This window comes from Lentzea sp. (assembly GCF_036380075.1).
Classification (GTDB): Bacteria; Actinomycetota; Actinomycetes; order Mycobacteriales; family Pseudonocardiaceae; genus Lentzea.
This window is the reverse complement of the sequence record NZ_DASVFL010000263.1, coordinates 1-18954: the sequence shown is the minus strand read 5'-3', so window position 1 is coordinate 18954 and position 18954 is coordinate 1. Positions and strand designations below refer to the sequence as shown.

The 18954-nt window shown below is 69.1% G+C and carries 20 protein-coding genes and 1 tRNA gene; 15 read left to right on the top strand and 6 right to left on the bottom strand.

Annotated features, from left to right (window positions below; translation table 11 throughout):
* Nucleotides 1–41 precede the first annotated feature (41 nt).
* A complete protein-coding gene (locus VF330_RS28615; protein ID WP_330854795.1) occupies nucleotides 42–1079 on the bottom strand; it encodes an NAD(P)/FAD-dependent oxidoreductase in 1038 nt (345 codons plus the stop codon).
* A gap of 63 nt (nucleotides 1080–1142) precedes the next feature.
* Between VF330_RS28615 and VF330_RS28610 the strand changes: the two genes are divergently transcribed.
* Nucleotides 1143–1736, top strand: coding sequence for a helix-turn-helix domain-containing protein (locus VF330_RS28610; RefSeq protein ID WP_330854794.1), 594 nt, complete (start codon nucleotides 1143–1145; stop codon nucleotides 1734–1736).
* Here the strand turns inward: VF330_RS28610 and VF330_RS28605 are convergent.
* Nucleotides 1698–2336, bottom strand: a complete 639-nt coding sequence (locus tag VF330_RS28605) for a response regulator transcription factor (protein WP_330854793.1) — start codon at nucleotides 2334–2336, stop codon at nucleotides 1698–1700. The genes VF330_RS28610 and VF330_RS28605 overlap by 39 nt on opposite strands.
* A 245-nt stretch (nucleotides 2337–2581) precedes the next feature.
* On the opposite strand from VF330_RS28605, the gene VF330_RS28600 reads away from it, so the two are divergent.
* Nucleotides 2582–4090: a sodium:solute symporter family protein gene (locus tag VF330_RS28600; protein WP_330854792.1), complete on the top strand. Its 1509-nt coding sequence runs from the start codon at nucleotides 2582–2584 to the stop codon at nucleotides 4088–4090.
* Here VF330_RS28600 and VF330_RS28595 read toward each other — a convergent pair.
* Entirely contained in the window at nucleotides 4050–4358 is a 309-nt protein-coding gene (locus tag VF330_RS28595) for a hypothetical protein (protein WP_330854791.1), read from the bottom strand. The two genes, VF330_RS28600 and VF330_RS28595, sit on opposite strands and share 41 nt — an antisense overlap.
* A gap of 174 nt (nucleotides 4359–4532) precedes the next feature.
* Here VF330_RS28595 and VF330_RS28590 point away from each other — a divergent pair, with 174 nt between their 5' ends.
* A complete protein-coding gene (locus VF330_RS28590; RefSeq protein ID WP_330854790.1) occupies nucleotides 4533–4949 on the top strand; it encodes a hypothetical protein in 417 nt (138 codons plus the stop codon).
* Between the two features lie 34 nt (nucleotides 4950–4983).
* On the opposite strand, the gene VF330_RS28585 is transcribed toward VF330_RS28590, so the two are convergent.
* A tRNA-Gly gene (locus VF330_RS28585) sits at nucleotides 4984–5057 on the bottom strand.
* An 81-nt stretch (nucleotides 5058–5138) separates the two neighbouring features.
* Between VF330_RS28585 and dcd the strand changes: the two genes are divergently transcribed.
* Nucleotides 5139–5720, top strand: a complete 582-nt coding sequence (dcd, locus tag VF330_RS28580) for a dCTP deaminase (protein ID WP_330854789.1) — start codon at nucleotides 5139–5141, stop codon at nucleotides 5718–5720.
* A 20-nt stretch (nucleotides 5721–5740) separates the two neighbouring features.
* Here the strand turns inward: dcd and VF330_RS28575 are convergent, their stop codons facing one another.
* Nucleotides 5741–6715 carry a cation diffusion facilitator family transporter gene (locus tag VF330_RS28575; protein ID WP_330854788.1) on the bottom strand — a complete coding sequence of 325 codons (975 nt, stop codon included), beginning with the start codon at nucleotides 6713–6715 and terminating at the stop codon, nucleotides 5741–5743.
* Between the two features lie 203 nt (nucleotides 6716–6918).
* Between VF330_RS28575 and VF330_RS28570 the strand changes: the two genes are divergently transcribed.
* The 3 genes from VF330_RS28570 (at nucleotide 6919) to VF330_RS28560 (ending at nucleotide 9448) form a co-directional block, all read left to right on the top strand.
* Nucleotides 6919–8196 (top strand): SdrD B-like domain-containing protein, encoded by a 1278-nt coding sequence (locus VF330_RS28570; protein ID WP_330854787.1) that lies wholly within the window; start codon nucleotides 6919–6921, stop codon nucleotides 8194–8196.
* 175 nt (nucleotides 8197–8371) lie between these two features.
* The gene (locus VF330_RS28565) at nucleotides 8372–8923 is read left to right on the top strand and encodes a MarR family transcriptional regulator (protein ID WP_330854786.1); all 552 of its coding nucleotides are present in this window, start codon (nucleotides 8372–8374) and stop codon (nucleotides 8921–8923) included.
* 144 nt (nucleotides 8924–9067) lie between these two features.
* Complete coding sequence (locus VF330_RS28560) at nucleotides 9068–9448, top strand: phage holin family protein (RefSeq protein ID WP_330854785.1); 381 nt, start codon at nucleotides 9068–9070, stop codon at nucleotides 9446–9448.
* A gap of 56 nt (nucleotides 9449–9504) precedes the next feature.
* Here VF330_RS28560 and VF330_RS28555 read toward each other — a convergent pair whose 3' ends face one another.
* Nucleotides 9505–11766 carry a (Fe-S)-binding protein gene (locus VF330_RS28555; RefSeq protein WP_330854784.1) on the bottom strand — a complete coding sequence of 754 codons (2262 nt, stop codon included), beginning with the start codon at nucleotides 11764–11766 and terminating at the stop codon, nucleotides 9505–9507.
* Nucleotides 11767–11910: 144 nt separating this feature from the next.
* Here VF330_RS28555 and VF330_RS28550 point away from each other — a divergent pair, with 144 nt between their 5' ends.
* The 8 genes from VF330_RS28550 to VF330_RS28515 all read left to right on the top strand — a co-directional run bounded on the left by VF330_RS28550 (nucleotide 11911) and on the right by VF330_RS28515 (nucleotide 18617).
* Nucleotides 11911–12234 (top strand): multidrug efflux SMR transporter, encoded by a 324-nt coding sequence (locus VF330_RS28550; protein ID WP_330854783.1) that lies wholly within the window; start codon nucleotides 11911–11913, stop codon nucleotides 12232–12234.
* A gap of 8 nt (nucleotides 12235–12242) precedes the next feature.
* Nucleotides 12243–12836, top strand: coding sequence for a TetR family transcriptional regulator (locus VF330_RS28545; protein WP_330854782.1), 594 nt, complete (start codon nucleotides 12243–12245; stop codon nucleotides 12834–12836).
* 4 nt (nucleotides 12837–12840) lie between these two features.
* Entirely contained in the window at nucleotides 12841–13395 is a 555-nt protein-coding gene (locus VF330_RS28540; protein WP_330854781.1) for a hypothetical protein, read from the top strand.
* An 81-nt stretch (nucleotides 13396–13476) separates the two neighbouring features.
* On the top strand, nucleotides 13477–14313 hold the full coding sequence (locus VF330_RS28535; RefSeq protein ID WP_330854780.1) for a DUF4097 family beta strand repeat-containing protein: 837 nt from the start codon (nucleotides 13477–13479) through the stop codon (nucleotides 14311–14313).
* A 188-nt stretch (nucleotides 14314–14501) separates the two neighbouring features.
* Nucleotides 14502–16373, top strand: a complete 1872-nt coding sequence (gene dnaK, locus VF330_RS28530) for a molecular chaperone DnaK (RefSeq protein WP_330854779.1) — start codon at nucleotides 14502–14504, stop codon at nucleotides 16371–16373.
* Nucleotides 16370–17005, top strand: a complete 636-nt coding sequence (gene grpE, locus VF330_RS28525; protein ID WP_330854778.1) for a nucleotide exchange factor GrpE — start codon at nucleotides 16370–16372, stop codon at nucleotides 17003–17005. Before dnaK ends, grpE begins: the two co-directional genes overlap by 4 nt.
* 17 nt (nucleotides 17006–17022) lie before the next feature.
* On the top strand, nucleotides 17023–18183 hold the full coding sequence (gene dnaJ / locus VF330_RS28520; protein WP_330854777.1) for a molecular chaperone DnaJ: 1161 nt from the start codon (nucleotides 17023–17025) through the stop codon (nucleotides 18181–18183).
* A 5-nt stretch (nucleotides 18184–18188) separates the two neighbouring features.
* Nucleotides 18189–18617 carry a heat shock protein transcriptional repressor HspR gene (locus tag VF330_RS28515; protein WP_330854776.1) on the top strand — a complete coding sequence of 143 codons (429 nt, stop codon included), beginning with the start codon at nucleotides 18189–18191 and terminating at the stop codon, nucleotides 18615–18617.
* Nucleotides 18618–18954: the final 337 nt, after the last annotated feature.

Below are 18954 nucleotides of genomic sequence, written 5' to 3'. Positions count from 1 at the left end.
CGACAGTCCTCCAGGCGGCCTGAATCGGGCATGAGAGCCGGTCAGACGCGTACCGGGCGCTCGGGCACCATGTCGAGCAGGCCGGGGTTCGTGAGCCCCTGCATCTCGGCCGCGCGCGGCAGCATGACCGATTCGTAGGCCGGGACACCGTCCCGGACGCCGTGCGCGGCGATCGCGAGCGCCAGTTCGGCGGCGTCCTGCATCGCGAGGTTCGCCCCGACTCCCAGCGGCGGCATCAGGTGGGCCGCGTCGCCAAGCAGCGTGACGCCGGGCGTGTGCTCCCACGTGTGCGGCGTGGGCAGCGTGTACAGCGGGCGGTGGACGAGCTCGCCGGCGAGGAACGCCCTCAGATCGGGGTGCCAGCCGGAGTAGAGGTCGAGCAGCTCGGCGTTGGAGGGCCTCCAACTCTCGTCCGCGCGCAGGCACGCGTACGCGCGGATGTGGTCGCCGCTGTTGCGCTGCGCCCACAGCATCAGGCCCTCGTGCTCGGCGAGCATCGTGCCCTGGCCGGTGAGGTCGAGCAGGCGCTCGTCGTGGTCGTGGCGGGTCTCGACGAACATCACGCCGGTGTAGTGCGGCACGGCGGATGAGACGGCCCCGCGCACGCGTGACCAGGCGCCGTCCGCGCCGATGACGAGGTCGAATGCGCCGGTCGAACCGTCCAGGAACGCGACCTCGCCACCCGGTGCGGCGGAGGAGATGCCGCGACCCCACGCGACGGTCCCGGGAGCCAGCGAGCCGAGCAGCAGCTCGCGCAGCTGACCGCGGTCGATCTCGGGGCGGAAGTCGCCCTCCGGCGGTTCGTGCTCGACCAGCGCGGCCGTGGCGTGGTCGACCTTGCGCTGCTCCTGGCCCTCGAACCGGGCCAGCGCGCGCCACTCGTCGAAGAGGCCGGCGGCGCGGACCGCCTCCTGGCCGCTGCCGGCGTGCAGGTCGATGGTGCCGCCCTGCTGGCGGGCGTCCGACGAGCTCTCGCGCTCGAAGACGGTGACGTCGGTGAAGCCGTGCAGCTGGAGGACGCGGGCGCAGGTCAGGCCGCCGAGACCGGCTCCTGCGATGGCGATGTGCGGTGTGGTCATGGACCCATGAAAGCGTATCGAGTTGAAAAGTGCAATCGCTACACTTTTGGATCTGCTCAACCCATGAGGTACGATCGGGTGGTGACCGAGCTCGGCCGCCGTGAGCGGAAGAAGCTGCAGACCCGCCGGTCGATCGCCGACGCGGCGACGCGGCTGTTCCTGGAGCGCGGGTTCGACGAGGTCGGCGTGAAGGAGATCGCCGACACCGCGGACGTGTCGGTCACGACGTTGTTCAAGCACTTCCCGAGCAAGGAGGCGCTGCTCTTCGACGAGGACGAGGAGCAGGAGTCGGCGCTGGTCGAGGCCGTGCGGCACCGGGAGGGCCGGTCGATCCCGATGGCGCTGCGCGACCACTTCGTGGAGGCGGCGCGGGGGCACGCCGACCACCCGCAGTTCGAGGTCTTCCAGCGGCTGGTCGTGGAGACCCCGGCCCTGCGCGACTACGGCCACCGGATGTGGACGCGCCACCAGGACGCGCTCGCGCGGGCCATCGCCGAGGAGGTCGGCGCGCCGGAGGACGACGTGAGGTGCGCGGCGCTGGCCCGGTTCGCGCTGGAGGCCAGGGACGTGATCTTCGACCGCCCCGACCGCGAGCGGGCGGCCGACGAGGTCTTCGGCTTACTCGAGCTCGGGTGGGCCGCCGAGCAGCAGTCCTGACCGGTAGGCCAGCGACACCGCGTGCGTCCGGTCGCGGGCGCTGAGCTTGCGCAGGATGCCCTTCACGTGGGTCCGCACGGTCTCCACGGACACGACGAGCTCCTTCGCGACCTGCTGGTTCTCCAGCCCCTCCGCGATGAGCGTGAGCACCTCGTACTCGCGCCGGGTCAGCGTCGGCCGTTCGGTGCCCCGCAGGTCGGGGTGCACGAACGCGCGTGAACGGCAGGTCTCGGCGATCACCCGCACGATCTCGCCCGGCTGGGCGCTGCGCGGGACGACGCCGCGCACGCCCGCGTCCAGCGCGGTCGTCAGGTAGTTGCCGCGGGCGTGCGCGTCGCGGACCAGCCCGATGACCAGCAGTGTTGGGTCGCGTTCGAGGAGCAGCCGGGCGAGGTGACCGGCCGGGTCGAGCACGGAGTCGACGAGCAGGACGTCCGGGCGCAGCCGCGCGTGCAGGCGGACGGCGGAGTGCAGGTCCCCCGTCGAGCCCAGCCAGCGCAGCCCGGGAGTGCGCCTGACCAGAGCGGACAGGCCTTCGCGGTACAGCGGTACGGGGTCGATCAGCGCGACGCCGGGAGCAGGCCGGCCTGGCGGGAGCATCAGCACCTCCGTTCGTGCTTCCAGACGAGTGACGTCGTTCCCTCGGACGCGTGACGCGGAATAGGCAGTTCATGTGGATGAACAAGGGTCACGAATGTGATTCAAGGTGAGCGCAGGTCTTCCGCCCCGCCGCAACAGTCTCGTAAGACCTACGTCACATATCCCGTGCGGATGTGCCAGGTTCCGCCGCCCCAGGCCTGGTGCTCTCGCGGGCACACGTGTGTGCACACGCCGCAGGAGGTCACATGGGCACCCTCGACTGGGTAGTCGTCGTCGGCTACTTCTTCGTGATGGTCGCGATCGGACTCTGGTCACGCGGGCGGGTCCAGAACATCGCCGACTTCTTCACCGCCGGCGGCAAGATGCCCTGGTGGTTGTCCGGCATCTCCCACCACATGTCGGGCTACAGCGCGGTCATGTTCGTCGCGTTCGCGTCCGAGGCCTACCGGCTCGGCCTGACGGTCTACGTGTGGTGGTCGCTGACCATCGGCATCGGTGTCGGAATCGGCGCGTTCCTGTTCGCGCCGCGGTGGAACCGGTTGCGCTCCAAGCACGACGTCAAGTCACCGCTCGAGTACCTGGCCAAGCGCTACAACCTGCCCACCCAGCAGGTCATGGCCTACGCGGGCGCGCTGCTCAAGGTCGTCGACATCGCCGCGAAGTGGGCGGCCGTCTCGATCCTGCTGCGCGGCTTCGCGGGCGTCCCCATCACCTGGGGGATCATCATCATCGGCCTGGTCACGATGGTCTACTCGGTGCTCGGCGGCCTCTGGGCCGACGCGCTCACCGACTTCGGCCAGTTCGTCATCCAGGCGGCAGCCGGCTTCGCGATGTTCTTCGCCGTCGCCGGCCGCCTCGGCTGGGGCTTCCCCGCGACGATCTGGGACAAGCTGCCGGACAGCCACAGCGACCCGCTCGCCGGCCCGTACACCTCGACGTTCCTGATGGCGCTCTTCCTCATCAAGACGCTCGAGTACAACGGCGGCATGTGGAACCTGGCGCAGCGCTACATGGCCGCGCCGTCCGGTTTCGCGGCCAAGCGCTCCGCCCTGCTGTCGTCCGCGCTGTGGCTCGTGTGGCCGCTCGTGCTGTTCTTCCCGATGTGGGCGGCGCCGCTGATCGTGCCGGGCCTCGAAGGCGCGCAGGCGGAGAACGCCTACATCGAGATGGGCAAGGAGATGCTCCCCGCCGGCATGATCGGCCTGGTCCTGGCGGGCTTCTTCTCGCACACGATGGCCATGGTGTCGTCCGACGCCAACGTGATCGCGGCCGTGATCAACCGCGACATGCTGCCGCACATCTGGAAGAAGGTGAAGTCGTTCTCGGCGGACAACCAGCTCCTGCTGGCCCGCGTGACGACGTTCGCGTTCATCGGCATCAGCATGATCATCGCCATCGCCTCGGGAGGCCAGGGCTTCGTGCTGAAGGTCGTGGTCGACCTGGTCGCCGCCACGATGGGCCCGATCGCCATCCCGCTGATGCTCGGCCTGCTGCCGTGGTTCCGCAAGATCGGCTCCACCGCGGCCATCGCCTCGGTCGTCGGCGGCCTCGGCATGTGGGCGTTCCTCTACGTCGAGCAGATGAACAAGGCGGCCTGGGTCACCAAGGGCGTGCTCGTGTCGTGGCCGCTGATGCTGTCGCTGGTGCTGTACCTGGCCATCGGCTTCCTGAGGAAGGAGCCCTCGACCGAGCGCGACGTCCTGCTCGACTCGCTCAACTCCGATGAGCCAGAGCCGGAGAAGGTGAAGGCGTAACCCGCTCGTTCCGCATGATCCTCGCGGCGGCGCACCCGAACAGGGTCGCCGCCGCGAGCCACACGTAGGGCATCGGCGTACCGGTGTAGCTCTGCGCGCTGGTCGCCAGCACCACCGTCGCACCCGCCACGAGCCCGGTCGTGTGCGTGACGGGCATGGGACTCCTCAACACCGTCACCACGGCAACGGGCACGAGCAGGAACCCGTAGGCCAGCACCCGCGTGAGCAGGTTGGCGCTCTCGGTGACCTCGTACCGAAGCGCAGGCACAGCGAGCAACGTCAGAACCACGCCCAGCGCGAGCCCGATAGCGACACTCAGCAGCGCGGCGAACCATTGCCTCGTACGCGTCATGCGCTACAAGACGCACATGTCACCCGATGGTTGTCGTGGCGTGCGTCATCGTCACGAGACTCTTCGTCCCAGCGCATGCACAGTGGATGCATGGGTAAGTGGTGTCCCGCAGACGATGCCGAGCTCGCCACGGGCTGGCGGCTCTGGCTGGAGCTGAGCGACCGCGTGTGGCCGGACCCGTCGTGGGACGGCACCCCGGCCGACGCCATCCGCCAGGTGCGAGCACTGCTGGCAACCTGCGAGTCGATCCGCGCCGACTACCTGGCCGAGACCCCGGCCCCGTCCGTGGCCCTGCTGCAACTGCTGCAGTCGATGGCTTTCGTCGCCTCGTTCCCGGTCGACCTGTGGCACGACGACACGCACCCGCTGGACGTGGAACGCGCCGAACTGCTGCACGGCGACCTGGCCTCGTTCGCCGACCACGTGGCCGGGGTGCGGGCGGCGCTCGCTCAGGGCGGGGGCTGGGTGGAGCTGGACCGCCGGCCGTGGGGCCTGCCGGTCGACTGAAACGACGAAGGCCCCCGCGAGGAGGGCCTTCGAGTGGAGCGGGTGACGGGAATCGAACCCGCCTCTACAGCTTGGGAAGCTGTCGTTCTACCAATGAACTACACCCGCACGAGCAAGCTCGAAGCCGATCATACACAGCCGGGCACCGCGCCCGTCCACCGACTCCGCGACTTCGGTTAGCCTGTCCGGGTGCTGCTGAGTGACCAGGATCTGCGCAAAGAGGTCGAGTCGGGCCGGCTCGTCCTCGACCCCTTCGACGTCGAGATGCTCCAACCGAGCAGCATCGACGTGCGGCTGGACCGGTTCTTCCGGGTCTTCAACAACACGCGCTACACGCACATCGACCCCGCGCAGCAGCAGGACGACCTCACCAGCATGGTCGAGGCGCCCGAGGGCGAGCCGTTCGTGTTGCACCCCGGCGAGTTCGTGCTCGGCTCCACCTACGAGATGGTGACGTTGCCGGACGACCTGGCCGGGCGGCTGGAGGGCAAGTCCAGCCTCGGGCGGCTCGGCCTGCTGACGCACTCCACGGCCGGGTTCATCGACCCCGGGTTCTCCGGGCACATCACGTTGGAGCTGTCCAACGTCGCGAACCTGCCGATCACGTTGCACCCCGGCATGAAGATCGGGCAGCTCTGCCTGTTCAAGCTGTCGAGCCCCGCCGAGCACCCGTACGGCTCCACGCAGGCCGGCAGCCGGTACCAGGGGCAGCGCGGGCCCACGCCCAGCCGGGCCTACCTCAACTTCCACCGCACCGACACCCGCCGCTGAGCAGCTGAGCCGCCGAACGCTCAGAACCCGTAGCGCTCCAGCACGCGGCGGCGCAGCTCCGGGTCGGTGCGCGGGACGGGCTCCAGGAAGATCTCGTCCAGGTCCTTGAACTCCTCGTGCAGCCCCGCGGAGATGCGGACGCAGGCGTGTTCGAGCTCGGCGGCCGTCAGGGCGTCGTCGAAGTCGAGTCGTGCGCACAGGAGCACGCGGTCGGTGCCGATCAGCATCGTCAGCACGTCCACGACGGCGTCGACCTCCTGTTCCTCGCCGAGGCGCTTCCAGATCGCCTTCACCAGCACGGGGTCTGCCTGGCGGCCGATCAGCAGGCCGCGGTTGGTGCGCGCGAGGACGTACGCGACCATCGCCAGCAGGGCGCCGATGGCCAGTGACGCCAGGCCGTCCCACAGCGACGAGCCGGTGAGCTGGTGCAGGCCCAGGCCCGCGAAGGCGAGGACCAGGCCGATCAGGGCCGCGGAGTCCTCCAGGAACACCGTCTTGACGGTCGGGTCGTCGGACACGCGCAGGAAGTCCCAGAACCCGCGGCCGTGCTCGGCGGACTCCGAGCGCACCTGGCGGAACGCCTGCGTCCACGACACCGACTCCAGCACGAAGGCCAGGCCGAGGACGATGTAGCCGACCAGCGGCCGGGTCTGCTCCTCCGGTTCGCCGAAGACCGTGCGGAAGCCCTCGTAGAACGCGAACATCGCGCCGGAGGCGAAGATCGAGACGGCCGCCAGCAGCGACCAGAAGTAGCGCTCCTTGCCGTAGCCGAACGGGTGGCGGCGATCGGCCGGGCGGTCGGAGCGGCGCAGGGCCGTCAGCAGGAGCGCTTCGGTGAACGTGTCGGCGACCGAGTGCGCGGCTTCGGAGAGGATTGCCGCCGAACCGGTCAAAACGCCCGCAATTGCCTTCGTGATCGCAATGGCCAGGTTGACCAGCAGTGCGAGGACGACTGTGAGGGTGCTTTCGCCGGATCCCGACTGCTTCTCGCTCATGGCGATCACTCTAGGCCGCGCACCGCGGCCCCACCGGTCAGGCGCGAGCCGTTGACCGGCGAAAATCACGGTTGTGTCTCGGGTGGCAACCGGACGTGTCCCCTGAACGACTCTATAGCGACCGGCTGCTGGAGCAGCTGGTAAATCCACCGAAAAATGTGCGGCCCTGTTTGTGCTGCGCGCATTCCCTGGGGGGAAGAAAAATGAGCAAGCTGATTCGCGCTGCCGCCGTCACCGTCGCCACCTCGCTGGTCGCCGTGCCGCTCGCGCTTTCCGGCACCGCGTTCGCGCAGGACGAGAACCGCCCCACGAGCTCCATCGGCGGGCGCGTGTTCAACGACCTCAACGGCGACGGGGTGCCGCAGGAGAACGAGCCGGGCATCAGGGACGTCGACGTCGTCGTGACGGGAGCGGACGGCAAGTCCGGCAGGTACCCGACCGACGCCTCCGGCATCTGGACCGTGAAGTACGTGGAGGCCGGCGCCTACGAGGTGAGCTACGTCGACCCGAAGCTCGGCGGCACCAGCCCCACCTCGGTGAAGGTCGACGTCGCCGACGACAACGGGTACTCGGTGTCGTTCGGCCTGCGCGGCGGCTCGATCTGCGGCGTCGCCTGGAACGACGCCGACTCCGACGGCAGGCGCCAGGCCGGTGAGGGTCCGCTGGCCGGTCGGCTCGTGGGGCTGGAGGGGACGAACCGCCAGGTCGAGACCGGAGCGGACGGCGTCTACTGCTTCGACGGTCTCGCGGCCGGCGAGTACCGGCTGGTCTCCGCCACGCGGCAGAACGACCCGCTGGTGCTGGTCAGGGGTGGCGGCGACTCGAAGTTCGACTGGGTCACCGGGGTCTCGCGGCCGGTCGCGGTCGCCAAGGGCGAGCAGGTCAAGGGCATCGACGCCGGTTACATGACGTTGCGCGCGGACCTGAAGGCCTACCAGGTGCTCATCGACTACAACGGCCAGGTGGCCTCCGGGCAGAACGACTTCCGGGTGGGCGACGTCTTCGACGTCTACGGCTCGGTCGCGGCCAACGGCAACGGGCCGGAGAGGCTCGGCGGGACCCTCACGGTGCCGGAGGGGCTGCGCATCCTGGAGCCGGTCGGCGGTCTGAGCGTGGACGCCGTGGTCGTCGGTCAGCAGGTGCACGTGGCGTACGGCCGTCTGGAGCAGCCGGGCATGATCGAGTTCCTCGGCGCCAAGGTCGTCGTGGAAGAGGGGTTCAAGGGCGGCGAGGTCAAGTGGCAGACGCGGAGCCTCTACGCGGACACCGACCCGTCCAACGACGTGCTGACCCGTCGGATCAACCTCCTGCCCGGCCAGCCGAAGGGTGGCGCCCCGGTCGCCGCGTCGCCGGAGGCCGTGCAGACGGTGGCGCTGGCCAACACCGGTGCCGACCCCGTCGCCGCGGGCGCGATCGGTCTGGGCGCGCTGGTGCTCGGCGGACTGGCGGTCTTCGGTGCCCGCCGCCGGCAGAAGGTCTGATCGTTACTGCATTCGAGTGACATTCACGGGTCGGGGCAACATCGACGGCCCCTGGGGTGTCTTAAGGCTGGGATCCGCTCCGGGGGGACGCTGATCACCAGGGGGTAAGACGGAACGGCCCGCGTCCGGGAGAGACGCGGGCCGTTCTGCGTTCCGGCGCAACTACCATCGTGTGATGGGCAAGCGTGGTGCGGACGACACCGATGCCGAGGTCGAGTCGTGGAGGGCCATGGTTCCGGCGATCGATCCGGTGGTCGAGGGCGTGGTCGACCGGGTGCACCAGATCAGCAAGTACCTCGACTTCCTCGCCACGGAGATCGCCGCGCCCCACGGCCTCAACCGCGCCGACTACGAGATCCTCGCGCGCCTGTTCTGGATCGGGCCGCCGCACCGCCTCACGCCCAAGCAGCTCGCCAACGGCACGCTGAGCCCCGCCACGACGATCACGAGCCGCCTCGACCGGTTGGAGAAGGCCGGACTCGTGGTCCGCGAGCTCGACCCGAGCGACCGCCGGTCGTTGCCCGCGACGCTCACCGACGCCGGGCGCGAGGTCTTCCTGCGGATCGTGGCCGGTCAGGCGGAACGGGAGCGCGACCTCTTCACCGCGTTGCCGGGCGCCGACCTGGAGCACCTGCGCGACCTGTTGCGGCAGGTCATGGAGGTGCTGTCGGGTGAGCTCGGGCCCGCTCACCGGCGCACGCGGCTCGCGCTCGACGGCAAGGAGTGATTGCTACGATCTCGTACTATCCGATATCGTGCTAAATGGCACGAGAGGGAGGGGTGCGAGATGGGTGGCTACCCGCTGTCCGAATGACCGGTGCGCGCCGCCGGTTCCGACCACAAAGGACCCGCCACGGCTAGTCTGCGCGGCATGGGCATCTTGGTGCATGTGCTGCTGACTGCCGTGGCGGTCTGGGTGTCGACCGCCCTCCCCGGCATCGACCTGGGTGAGGGCACCACCGGCTCGAGGATCCTCACGCTGATCGGCGTGGCGGTGATCTTCGGTCTGGTGAACGCGGTCGTGAAGCCGCTCGTGAAGTTCTTCGGCTGCCTGTTCTACCTGGTCACGCTGGGCCTGATCGGGCTCGTGGTGAACGCGCTGCTGTTCATGTTCACCGGGTGGATCGCCGAGCAGCTCGACCTGCCGTTCCGCGTCGACGGCTTCTGGCCCGCCTTCTGGGGCGCGATCATCGTCGCCCTGACCGGCTGGGTGTTGAACGTGGTCTACGACAAGATCACCGACAACGACTGACAGAACGCGAAAAGGCCCTCGGTCCGATGTGGACCGAGGGCCTTTTCGCTGTCAGGTCAGGCCTTCGCCTTGTCCTCGTCCGGCAGCGGCGTGCCGGTCGGGACCTCGTCGGTCGGCGTGTCCTTCTTCTCCGTGCCGCGCCGCACCGACTCCAGCAGCATCTGCGCGACGTCCACGACCTCGACGTGCGCACCCGCCTGGCCGTCGGACTGCCGCGCCGTGACGCCGTCGGTGAGCATCACGCGGCAGAACGGGCAACCGGTCGCGATCTTCGACGGCGCGGTGCCCAGGGCCTCGTCCACGCGGTCGAGGTTGATGCGCTTGCCGATCCGCTCTTCCATCCACATGCGCGCACCGCCCGCGCCGCAACACATCGAGCGTTCTTCGTGGCGCGGCATCTCGCGCAGCTTCGCGCCCGACGCGCCGATGAGCTCGCGCGGTGCCTCGTAGACCTTGTTGTGGCGGCCCAGGTAGCACGGGTCGTGGTACGTGACGTCCTCGGTGACCGGAGCGACCGGCACCAGGCGGCGTTCGCGCACCAGCTTGTTCAGCAGCTGCGTGTGGTGCACGACCTCGTACGTGCCGCCGACCGACGGGTACTCGTTGGCCAGCGTGTTGAAGCAGTGCGCACACGTCACGACGATCTTGCGCTGACCGGCGGGCCGGTCCTCGAACACCGAGTTGAGGACCTCGACGTTCTGCTGCGCGAGCATCTGGAACAGGAACTCGTTGCCGGCGCGGCGGGCCGGGTCACCGGTGCAGGTCTCCTCCGGGCCGAGCACCGTGTACTTCACGTCCGCGGTGTGCAGCAGCTCGGCCACGGCACGCGTCGTCTTCTTCGCGCGGTCCTCGAACGCACCGGCGCAGCCGACCCAGAACAGGTACTCCGCGTCGCCCAGGTCGCCGTCGAACACCGGCACCTCGAACTCGAGGCCCTCGGTCCACGCCAAGCGGTCCTTGGCGTTCTGGCCCCACGGGTTGCCCTTGGTCTCGAGCTTCTTGAACATGCCGCCGAGCTCGGTCGGGAAGTTCGACTCGATCAGCACCTGGTAGCGGCGCATGTCGACGATGTGGTCGACGTGCTCGATGTCGACCGGGCACTGCTCGACGCACGCGCCGCAGGTCGTGCACGACCACAGCACCTCGGGGTCGATGACGCCCAGCTCGTCGGGGCCGCCGACCAGCGGCCGCTCGGACTCGGCCATCGCCAGCACGTCGATCGACTCGAGGCGCTTCTTGTAGTCCTCGTACTTGTCCTCGACGAGACCGACCTCGTCACCGGCCATGTCGCGCGAGCCGCCGGCGAGCAGGTACGGCGCCTTGGCGAACGCGTGGTCGCGCAGCTGCGTGATGACCATCTTGGGGGACAACGGCTTGCCGGTGTTCCAGGCGGGGCACTGCGACTGGCAGCGTCCGCACTCGGTGCACGTGGAGAAGTCGAGCCAGCCCTTCCAGCTGAAGTCCTCGACCTTGCCGACGCCGAACACGTCCTTGTCCGGGTCGGCCTCCTCCAGGTCGAGGACCTGACCGCCGGACATCATCGGCTTGAGCGCGCCGAGGGCGACGCCGCCGTCGTCCTCGCGCTTGAAGTAGATGTTGAAGAACGCCGAGAACCGGTGCCAGGCGACGCCCATCGTGAGGTTCCGGCCGACCACGACCAGCCAGATCATGCCGCTCAGCAGCTTGACCAGCGCCATCACCGACACCCAGATGGGCGCGGAGGGCAGGATCTGCGACAGCGGCTGCGTCACGAACGACGTCCACAGCGGCGCGGACTCCAGCCCGCTCGACTGCTTGAACGCCTTGACCATGAGGATGCCGATGCCCTCGATGACCACGACCGCCTCGACGAAGTAGGCGGACCGGAAGCTCGACCCGGCGAAGCGGGAGATCCGGTCGGCCCTGCGCGGGTGGTTGAGCTGGCGGATGATCGCGAGCGCCACACCGCCGACGACGGTGCCGAGGCCCAGCAGCTCGACCAGCAGCAGCCAGACGGACCACGTGCCGATGACCGGCCAGTGGAAGTGCGGGTCGAACACCTCGCCGTAGGCCTCGAACAGCACCGCGGAGCCGATGAGGAAGCCCCACATCACCATCCAGTGCCACGGGGCGACCGAACGGAACTTGGCCATCCTGGTGTGCGCGACGAACTCGACGACCATCGTCTTCAGGCGCGGCCAGAACGGCCCGAAGCGGGTGCCGTCCGGCTGGCCGAGCCGGATGATCTTGATCATCTTCCAGACGCCGGTGACGAACACGCCCCAGGCGACGACGCTCACCGCTACGGCGACGAGTCCGAGAACCAGCTGGAGGGTCATGGCGGGAGTCTAGGCCAGGTTACTCCTGAGTAACCACTTGGACGTGGCCGGTGTCTCCTCACGTACCGGTCAAGTATCCGGATGGTGATCGAAAACTTATGGAACAATCGTTCAGGTAGTTGGGGTGAAACTGTGGAGGTCGCCGTGTTGTACGTGTACCTGGGCGCGGCGATCGTGGCGGAGATCGCCGCTACGGTGTCGTTGAAGCTTTCCGAGGGATTCACCAAGATGTGGCCGTCGGTCGTGGTCGTCGTCGGCTACGCCATCGCCTTCACGGCACTTTCGCGCGCGTTGAAGTTGGGTATGCCCGTGGGCGTCGCGTACGCCGTGTGGTCGGCCATCGGCGTTGCTTCCGTGGCGGTCATCGGCTGGCGGTTCCTCGGCGAGACCCTCAACCCCACGATGGTCGTCGGCCTGGTCCTGATCATCGGGGGCGTGGTGACGCTCGAGCTCGGGAGGACGCACTGACCGCGGTAGTGGAGCCCCGGCAGGTCGACGGCCGCAAGGTCGACGGCCGCAAGGCGCGGGGCGAGAAGAAGCGCAGGGCGATCATCGAGGCCACGCTCCGCGTGATCGAACGCGACGGCATCGCCGGGGTGACGCACCGCAGCGTGGCGCGTGAGGCTGGCGTGCCGACGACGGCACCGACCTACTACTACGCGACGCTCGACGACCTGTTGATCGCCACGCTGCTGTGGTCGGCCGAGGTGCTGTGCGACGACATGCTGCAGATCGTCGCGAGCGGCGGCAGTGCGCGCGAGATCGCGAAGGTCATCGCGAACGCGGTCGACGAGAACCGCGGCCGCACGCTCGCCGAGTACGAGCTGTACCTGCTGGCGGGCAGGCGTCCCGAGCTGAAGGCCGCCGCGCGCCGGTGGCTCGACCTGGCGGTGGAGGCGGTGCGGCCGGCGGATCCCGTGGCGTTCCGGGCGTTCCTCGCCGCGATCGACGGGCTGCTGATCCAGGGCCTGATCGCCGACGTTGCTCCGAACGAGGACGAGCTGGAGCCAATCGTGTCCTTCTTGATCCGCGGCCGCGACGATTTCACGGCCGTCCCGCGGGAAGAATGAGGCCATGAAGTTCGCGCGAGAGGTGTCCGGCATCAGCCACGGGGTGAGCCTCGGGCTCCTCGCCGCGCTCTACGTGCGCGACTCGCTGGCGCTGTCCGTCGACGTCGAGCCGCACGTGCCCGGCCTGGAGCCGTCGTTGCCGGTGCAGGTGCCCGCGGGTGTCGACCGCGCCGCCGTGACCGCCGAGTGGCCGGGCTGGTGGGCCGACGCGCTGGACGCGTGCACCCGCGGCGCCGAGCCCGCGCTGCCGGAGGACGCCGCCGCGTTACTGACCCGCCCCGCCTCCCACGCCGCCGTCGTGGCGCTGAAGCCGGGCATCGAGCAGCTGCACCGGGTGCAGAGCCCGGCCGCGCTGCCGATCGGCGACGTGCTGCGCGGCATCGAGTCGCGCATCGGCCGGTGGGCGCAGAGCGTGGAGCTGCACATCGTCGAGGTACCTGTCGAGGGCCTGCTGTGGGAGCGCATCGCGCCCGCGCACGTGCTGGCGTCGACGCGGTTCCTGAACGACCCTGCGCGCACGGCTCCCGCGTTGCGCGCGATGCTCGAGGACCTCGTTTAGCGCTAGGTAGGGAGAACCCCACCCCTGCTTCGGGGGTGCACTGCCGTGTCCGTGAGCAGGGCCGCCTCTACTTTTGTGTCCATGATGAGGACAGCGCTGGTGGCGTTGGTGGCGGGGACGGTGCTCACGGCGCTGACGGGCTGTGGCATCCGCATCGTGGAGTACGAGTTCGCCGACGACCACGTGGTCGCGGAGAAGATCACGTCCGTGCGTGCGCGCAACGGGTCGGGGGACGTGACGATCAGGTACCAGCAGGGCCTGACCGAGACCAAGGTCCACCGCAGGGTGCAGCACAACAAGAACAACAAGCCGAACGGGCCCACGCACCACGTCGAGGGCACCGCGCTGGTGCTGGACACGTGCGGCGACAACTGCGAGGCCAACTACGACGTGCTCGTGCCCTCGGCCGACGTCACCGTGGTCGGTGACGTGGGATCGGGCAACGCGGTCGTCGAGGGGGTCGCCTCCGTCGAGTACTCGACGGGCTCCGGCGACATCACCACGCTCGACATCGCGGGGGACGTCAAGGTCGACGCCGGGTCCGGCGACTTCCGGGCCACCAGGGTCGGTGGCGCCGTGACCGCCGACCTCGGTTCCGGTCGCATCGAGCTGAACACGGTGAAGGGCAAGCTGCTCGCCGTCGCCAGGTCGGGCGACATCGACGGGTCCTTCCTGAGCGGCGACGTGATCGCCGACTGCGGCTCCGGCCGGGTCGAGCTGACCATGGCGGAGCCGAGGTCCATCCGGGCCAACAGCGGCTCCGGCGACGTCAACGTGCGGGTGCCAGGAGGTCCCTACAAGATCACCGGGAACTCGGGCAGCGGTGACCGCGACATCCACGTCGCCACCGACCCGAACGCCTCGCTCGAACTCAACCTCTCCACCGGCTCCGGCGAGGTCCGGGTGTTCGCCATCTGAGGCACGTCCGAGGGGGACTGTGTCGAGGGCCACTCCACAAGGGGTGGCCCTCGTGGCGTTCTGAGGGAACAACGCGAGCTTCCCGGCCGTTGGCACAGTCAGAAAGCTTGAGTCGGGTAGGCTCAAGGTTGAGCAGGTGGCAAACTTGAGCCAGCAACGCTCAACAAGTACTAGCGGAAGGAACTCCAATGGCGCGTGCAGTCGGCATCGACTTGGGGACGACCAACTCCGTCGTCGCCGTTCTCGAGGGCGGTGAGCCGACGGTCATCGCCAACTCGGAGGGCTCGAGGACGACCCCGTCCATCGTCGCGTTCGCGAAGAACGGCGAGGTCCTCGTGGGTCAGCCCGCGAAGAACCAGGCCGTCACCAACGTCGACCGCACCATCCGTTCGGTCAAGCGCCACGTCGGCACCAACTGGAAGACCGACGAGATCGACGGCAAGCAGTACACCTCGCAGGAGATCAGCGCGCGCGTGCTGATGAAGCTCAAGCGCGACGCCGAGGCGTACCTGGGTGAGGAGATCACCGACGCCGTCATCACCGTCCCGGCCTACTTCGAGGACGCGCAGCGCCAGGCCACCAAGGAGGCCGGCCAGATCGCGGGTCTCAACGTGCTCCGCATCGTCAACGAGCCGACCTCCGCCGCTCTGGCGTACGGCCTCGACAAGGGCGAGAAGGAGCAGACCATCCTGGTCTTCGACCTCGGTGGCGGCACGTTCGACGTCTCGCTGCTCGAGCTCGGCGACGGTGTGGTCGAGGTCCGCGCGACCTCCGGTGACAACCACCTCGGTGGCGACGACTGGGACCAGCGCATCGTCGACTGGCTGGTCGACCGCTTCAAGCAGGCCAACGGCATCGACCTGACCAAGGACAAGATGGCCCTGCAGCGGATCCGCGAGGCCGCCGAGAAGGCCAAGATCGAGCTGTCGAGCTCCAGCAACGCCTCGATCAACCTGCCGTACATCACCGTCGACTCGGACAAGAACCCGCTGTTCCTCGACGAGACGCTGTCCCGCGCCGAGTTCCAGCGGATCACGAACGACCTGCTTGAGCGCACCCGCGCGCCGTTCAACAACGTGATCAAGGACGCCAACATCTCCGTCGGCGACATCGACCACGTCGTGCTCGTCGGTGGCTCGACCCGCATGCCCGCCGTCGCGGAGCTCGTCAAGGAGCTGACCGGCGGCCGCGAGCCCAACAAGGGCGTGAACCCGGACGAGGTCGTCGCCGTCGGCGCGGCTCTGCAGGCCGGTGTCCTCAAGGGCGAGGTCAAGGACGTCCTGCTGCTCGACGTCACCCCGCTGTCCCTCGGCATCGAGACCAAGGGCGGCATCATGACCAAGCTGATCGAGCGCAACACCACGATCCCGACGAAGCGCTCCGAGACCTTCACGACGGCGGACGACAACCAGCCGTCCGTGCAGATCCAGGTCTTCCAGGGCGAGCGCGAGATCGCGGCGCACAACAAGAAGCTCGGCATGTTCGAGCTGACCGGCCTGCCGCCCGCCCCGCGTGGCGTGCCGCAGATCGAGGTCACCTTCGACATCGACGCGAACGGCATCGTCCACGTGTCGGCGAAGGACCTGGGCACCGGCAAGGAGCAGTCGATGACGATCACCGGTGGCTCCGCGCTGCCGAAGGACGACATCGACCGCATGGTCAAGGACGCCGAGGCCCACGCGGAGGAGGACAAGCGCCGCCGCGAGGAGGCCGAGGTCCGCAACCAGGCCGAGACCCTGGTCTACCAGACGGAGAAGGTCGTCAAGGAGAACGACGACAAGCTCCCGGCTGAGATCAAGGAGAAGGTCAACGCCGCGATCGCCGAGGCGACCGAGGCGCTCAAGGGCACCGACATCGCCGCCATCAAGGCCGCGGTGGAGAAGCTCGCGACCGAGTCCCAGGCCATCGGCCAGGCGATCTACGCCAACGCGCCGGGTGCCGCCGGTGCCGAGGCCCCCGGTGCCGACGCTCCGGGTGCCGCCGGTGCGGGCGCCGGTGCCAAGGCCGGCCAGGACGACGTCGTCGACGCCGAGATCGTGGACGAGGACGAGAAGAAGTGACCGAGCCGAGGCACGCCGCCCCTGACGAGGAGCAGCCTCAGGTCGTCGCGGACGACCGGCACCGGATCGACCCCGAGACGGGGGAGGTCCGGGCGCCGGCCCACGCGGCGCCGGAGGAAGGTGCTGCTCCGGTTTCCGAAGAGCCCCTGGTCGCCGAGGTCGTGGACGATGCGGCCGCCGAGCTGAAGGTCCAGCTCGACGAGCGCACCGCCGACCTGCAGCGGCTCACCGCCGAGTACGCGAACTACCGCAAGCGGGTGGAACGCGACCGCGAAGCGGTGATCAACAACGCGAAGGCGTCCGTGGCGGGCGAGCTGCTCTCGGTGCTGGACGACGTCGAGCGGGCCGCCGCACACGGCGACCTGACCGGCGCGTTCAAGGCCGTGGCGGACAAGCTCGTGTCCACGTTGCAGAAGACCGGCCTGGAGCCGTTCGCGCACGAGGGCGAGGCGTTCGACCCGTCGGTGCACGAGGCCGTGCAGCACAGCACGTCCCCGGACGTCGACGGACCGACGGTCACGGCCGTCCTGCGCCGCGGCTACACGTTCGGCGACAAGCTCGTCCGCCCCGCGCTCGTCGCGGTGACGGACCACGAGCCGGCAGCAAGTGCCGCGCCGACTGAAGAAGGTTAGGGAGGAGGAGACGTCCGGTGAGTGCTAGGGACTGGATCGAAAAGGACTTCTACCGCGAGCTCGGCGTCTCCTCCGACGCGTCGGCGGACGAGATCAAGAAGTCGTACCGCAAGCTCGCCCGCGAGCTGCACCCCGACGCGAACCCCGGTGACGCCAAGGCCGAGGCCCGCTTCAAGGCGGTCTCCGAGGCCTACGGCGTGCTGTCGGACCCGGCCAAGCGCAAGCAGTACGACGAGGCCCGCCGCCTGTTCGCGGGCGGCGGTGGCTTCCCGGGCTCCGGCGGCTTCGGTTCCGGCGGCTTCGACGTCAACGACCTGTTCGGCCGCGCCGCGCAGGGCACCGGCGGCGGAGGCCTCGGCGACCTGCTCGGCGGCCTCTTCAACCGCCGCGGCGGCGGAGCGGCCGGCGCTACGGCGCGCCGTCGTGGCGAGGACGTCGAGACGGACATCCGCATCGACTTCACCGAGGCGGTCAAGGGAGCGACGGTCCCGTTGCGGCTGTCGTCCCCCGCCGCCTGCTCGACGTGCGGCGGCTCCGGCGCCAAGCCGGGCACCACGCCGCACACCTGCGCGACGTGTTCGGGCTCCGGCCTGGTCACCCGCTCGCAGGGGTCGTTCGCGTTCAGCGAGCCGTGCCGCGACTGCCGCGGCACGGGCCGGATCATCGACGACCCGTGCCCCGAGTGCGGTGGCGACGGGACGAGCACCCGGACCAGGACCCTGACCGTGCGGATCCCGTCGGGCGTCGTCGACGGCCAGCGGATCCGCCTCGCGGGCCAGGGCGAACCCGGCCGCAACGGCGGCCCGAACGGCGACCTGCTGGTGCGCGTGCACGTCAACCCGCACAGCATGTTCGGCCGCGAGGGCAACGACCTCACGCTGAAGGTGCCGGTGACGTTCTCCGAGCTCGCGCTCGGCACGACGCTGACGGTGCCGACCCTTGACAGCAAGGTCACCCTGAAGGTGCCGGCCGGCACCAGCTCCGGGCAGAAGATGCGGGCCAGGGGCAAGGGTGTCGTCAAGCGGGACGGGACCGCCGGCGACCTGCTGATCACGCTGGAGGTGGCGGTGCCGAACAACCTCTCGTCCGAGGCCCGCAAGGCCCTCGAGGCGTACGCCGACGTGACGGCTGACCACGATCCGCGCGGTGACCTGAACGCGCTGCTTGAAGGGCGGTGAGTCCGGTGGGTTTTCCGTTCCCCCCTGGGACCGATGAGGACACGCCGTTCTTCGTGATCTCGGTGGCCGCCCAGCTGTCCGGGCTCCACGCGCAGACCCTTCGGTCCTACGACCGGATGGGACTGGTTTCTCCCGGTCGCACGTCCGGCGGTGGGCGGCGGTACTCGATGCGGGACATCGTGCTGTTGCGCGAGGTCCAGCGGTTGTCGCAGGACGAGGGCGTGAACCTGGCGGGGATCAAGCGGATCATCGACCTGGAGAACCAGGTCGATGCTCTGCGGTCGCGGGTCGTCGAGCTGCAGGCCGAGTTGGCTCAGGCGTTGGCTTCCGTCGACTCGGCTGCGGCTGCTGTTCATGCTTCTTATCGGCGGGATCTGGTGCCGATTCGGCAGGAGACCGCGCTTGTCGTTTGGAAGCCGAAGCCTCGCAAGTGAATCTTGTCGGACCCCCTGAGTACGTTGTGTTGCGAGGGGGTCTTCTTTCGGGGGGACGCCTGCGTCAGCATGCGTCCCCTGTTTGTTTCTGCGGGTGGTCGCCTTGCGGGCGGCGACCGTGCGTTGCGTGCTTCCCCCTGGGGGCGCTGCCCCCAGACTCCCGGCAATCTGATCGGGGGCTCCGCGCCGCTGGCGGGTTGATGGCACGCCTGTTGCGTTGGGCGGCCGGCGGTTGCGTAGGTGCTTGCGTTGGCGGTGGGGTCCCGTCACAAGCCGCACCAGAAGCTGGCCACACGCGAAGAGGGGTGTCAAGCGGGCGAAAAGCGTGCCCGCTTGA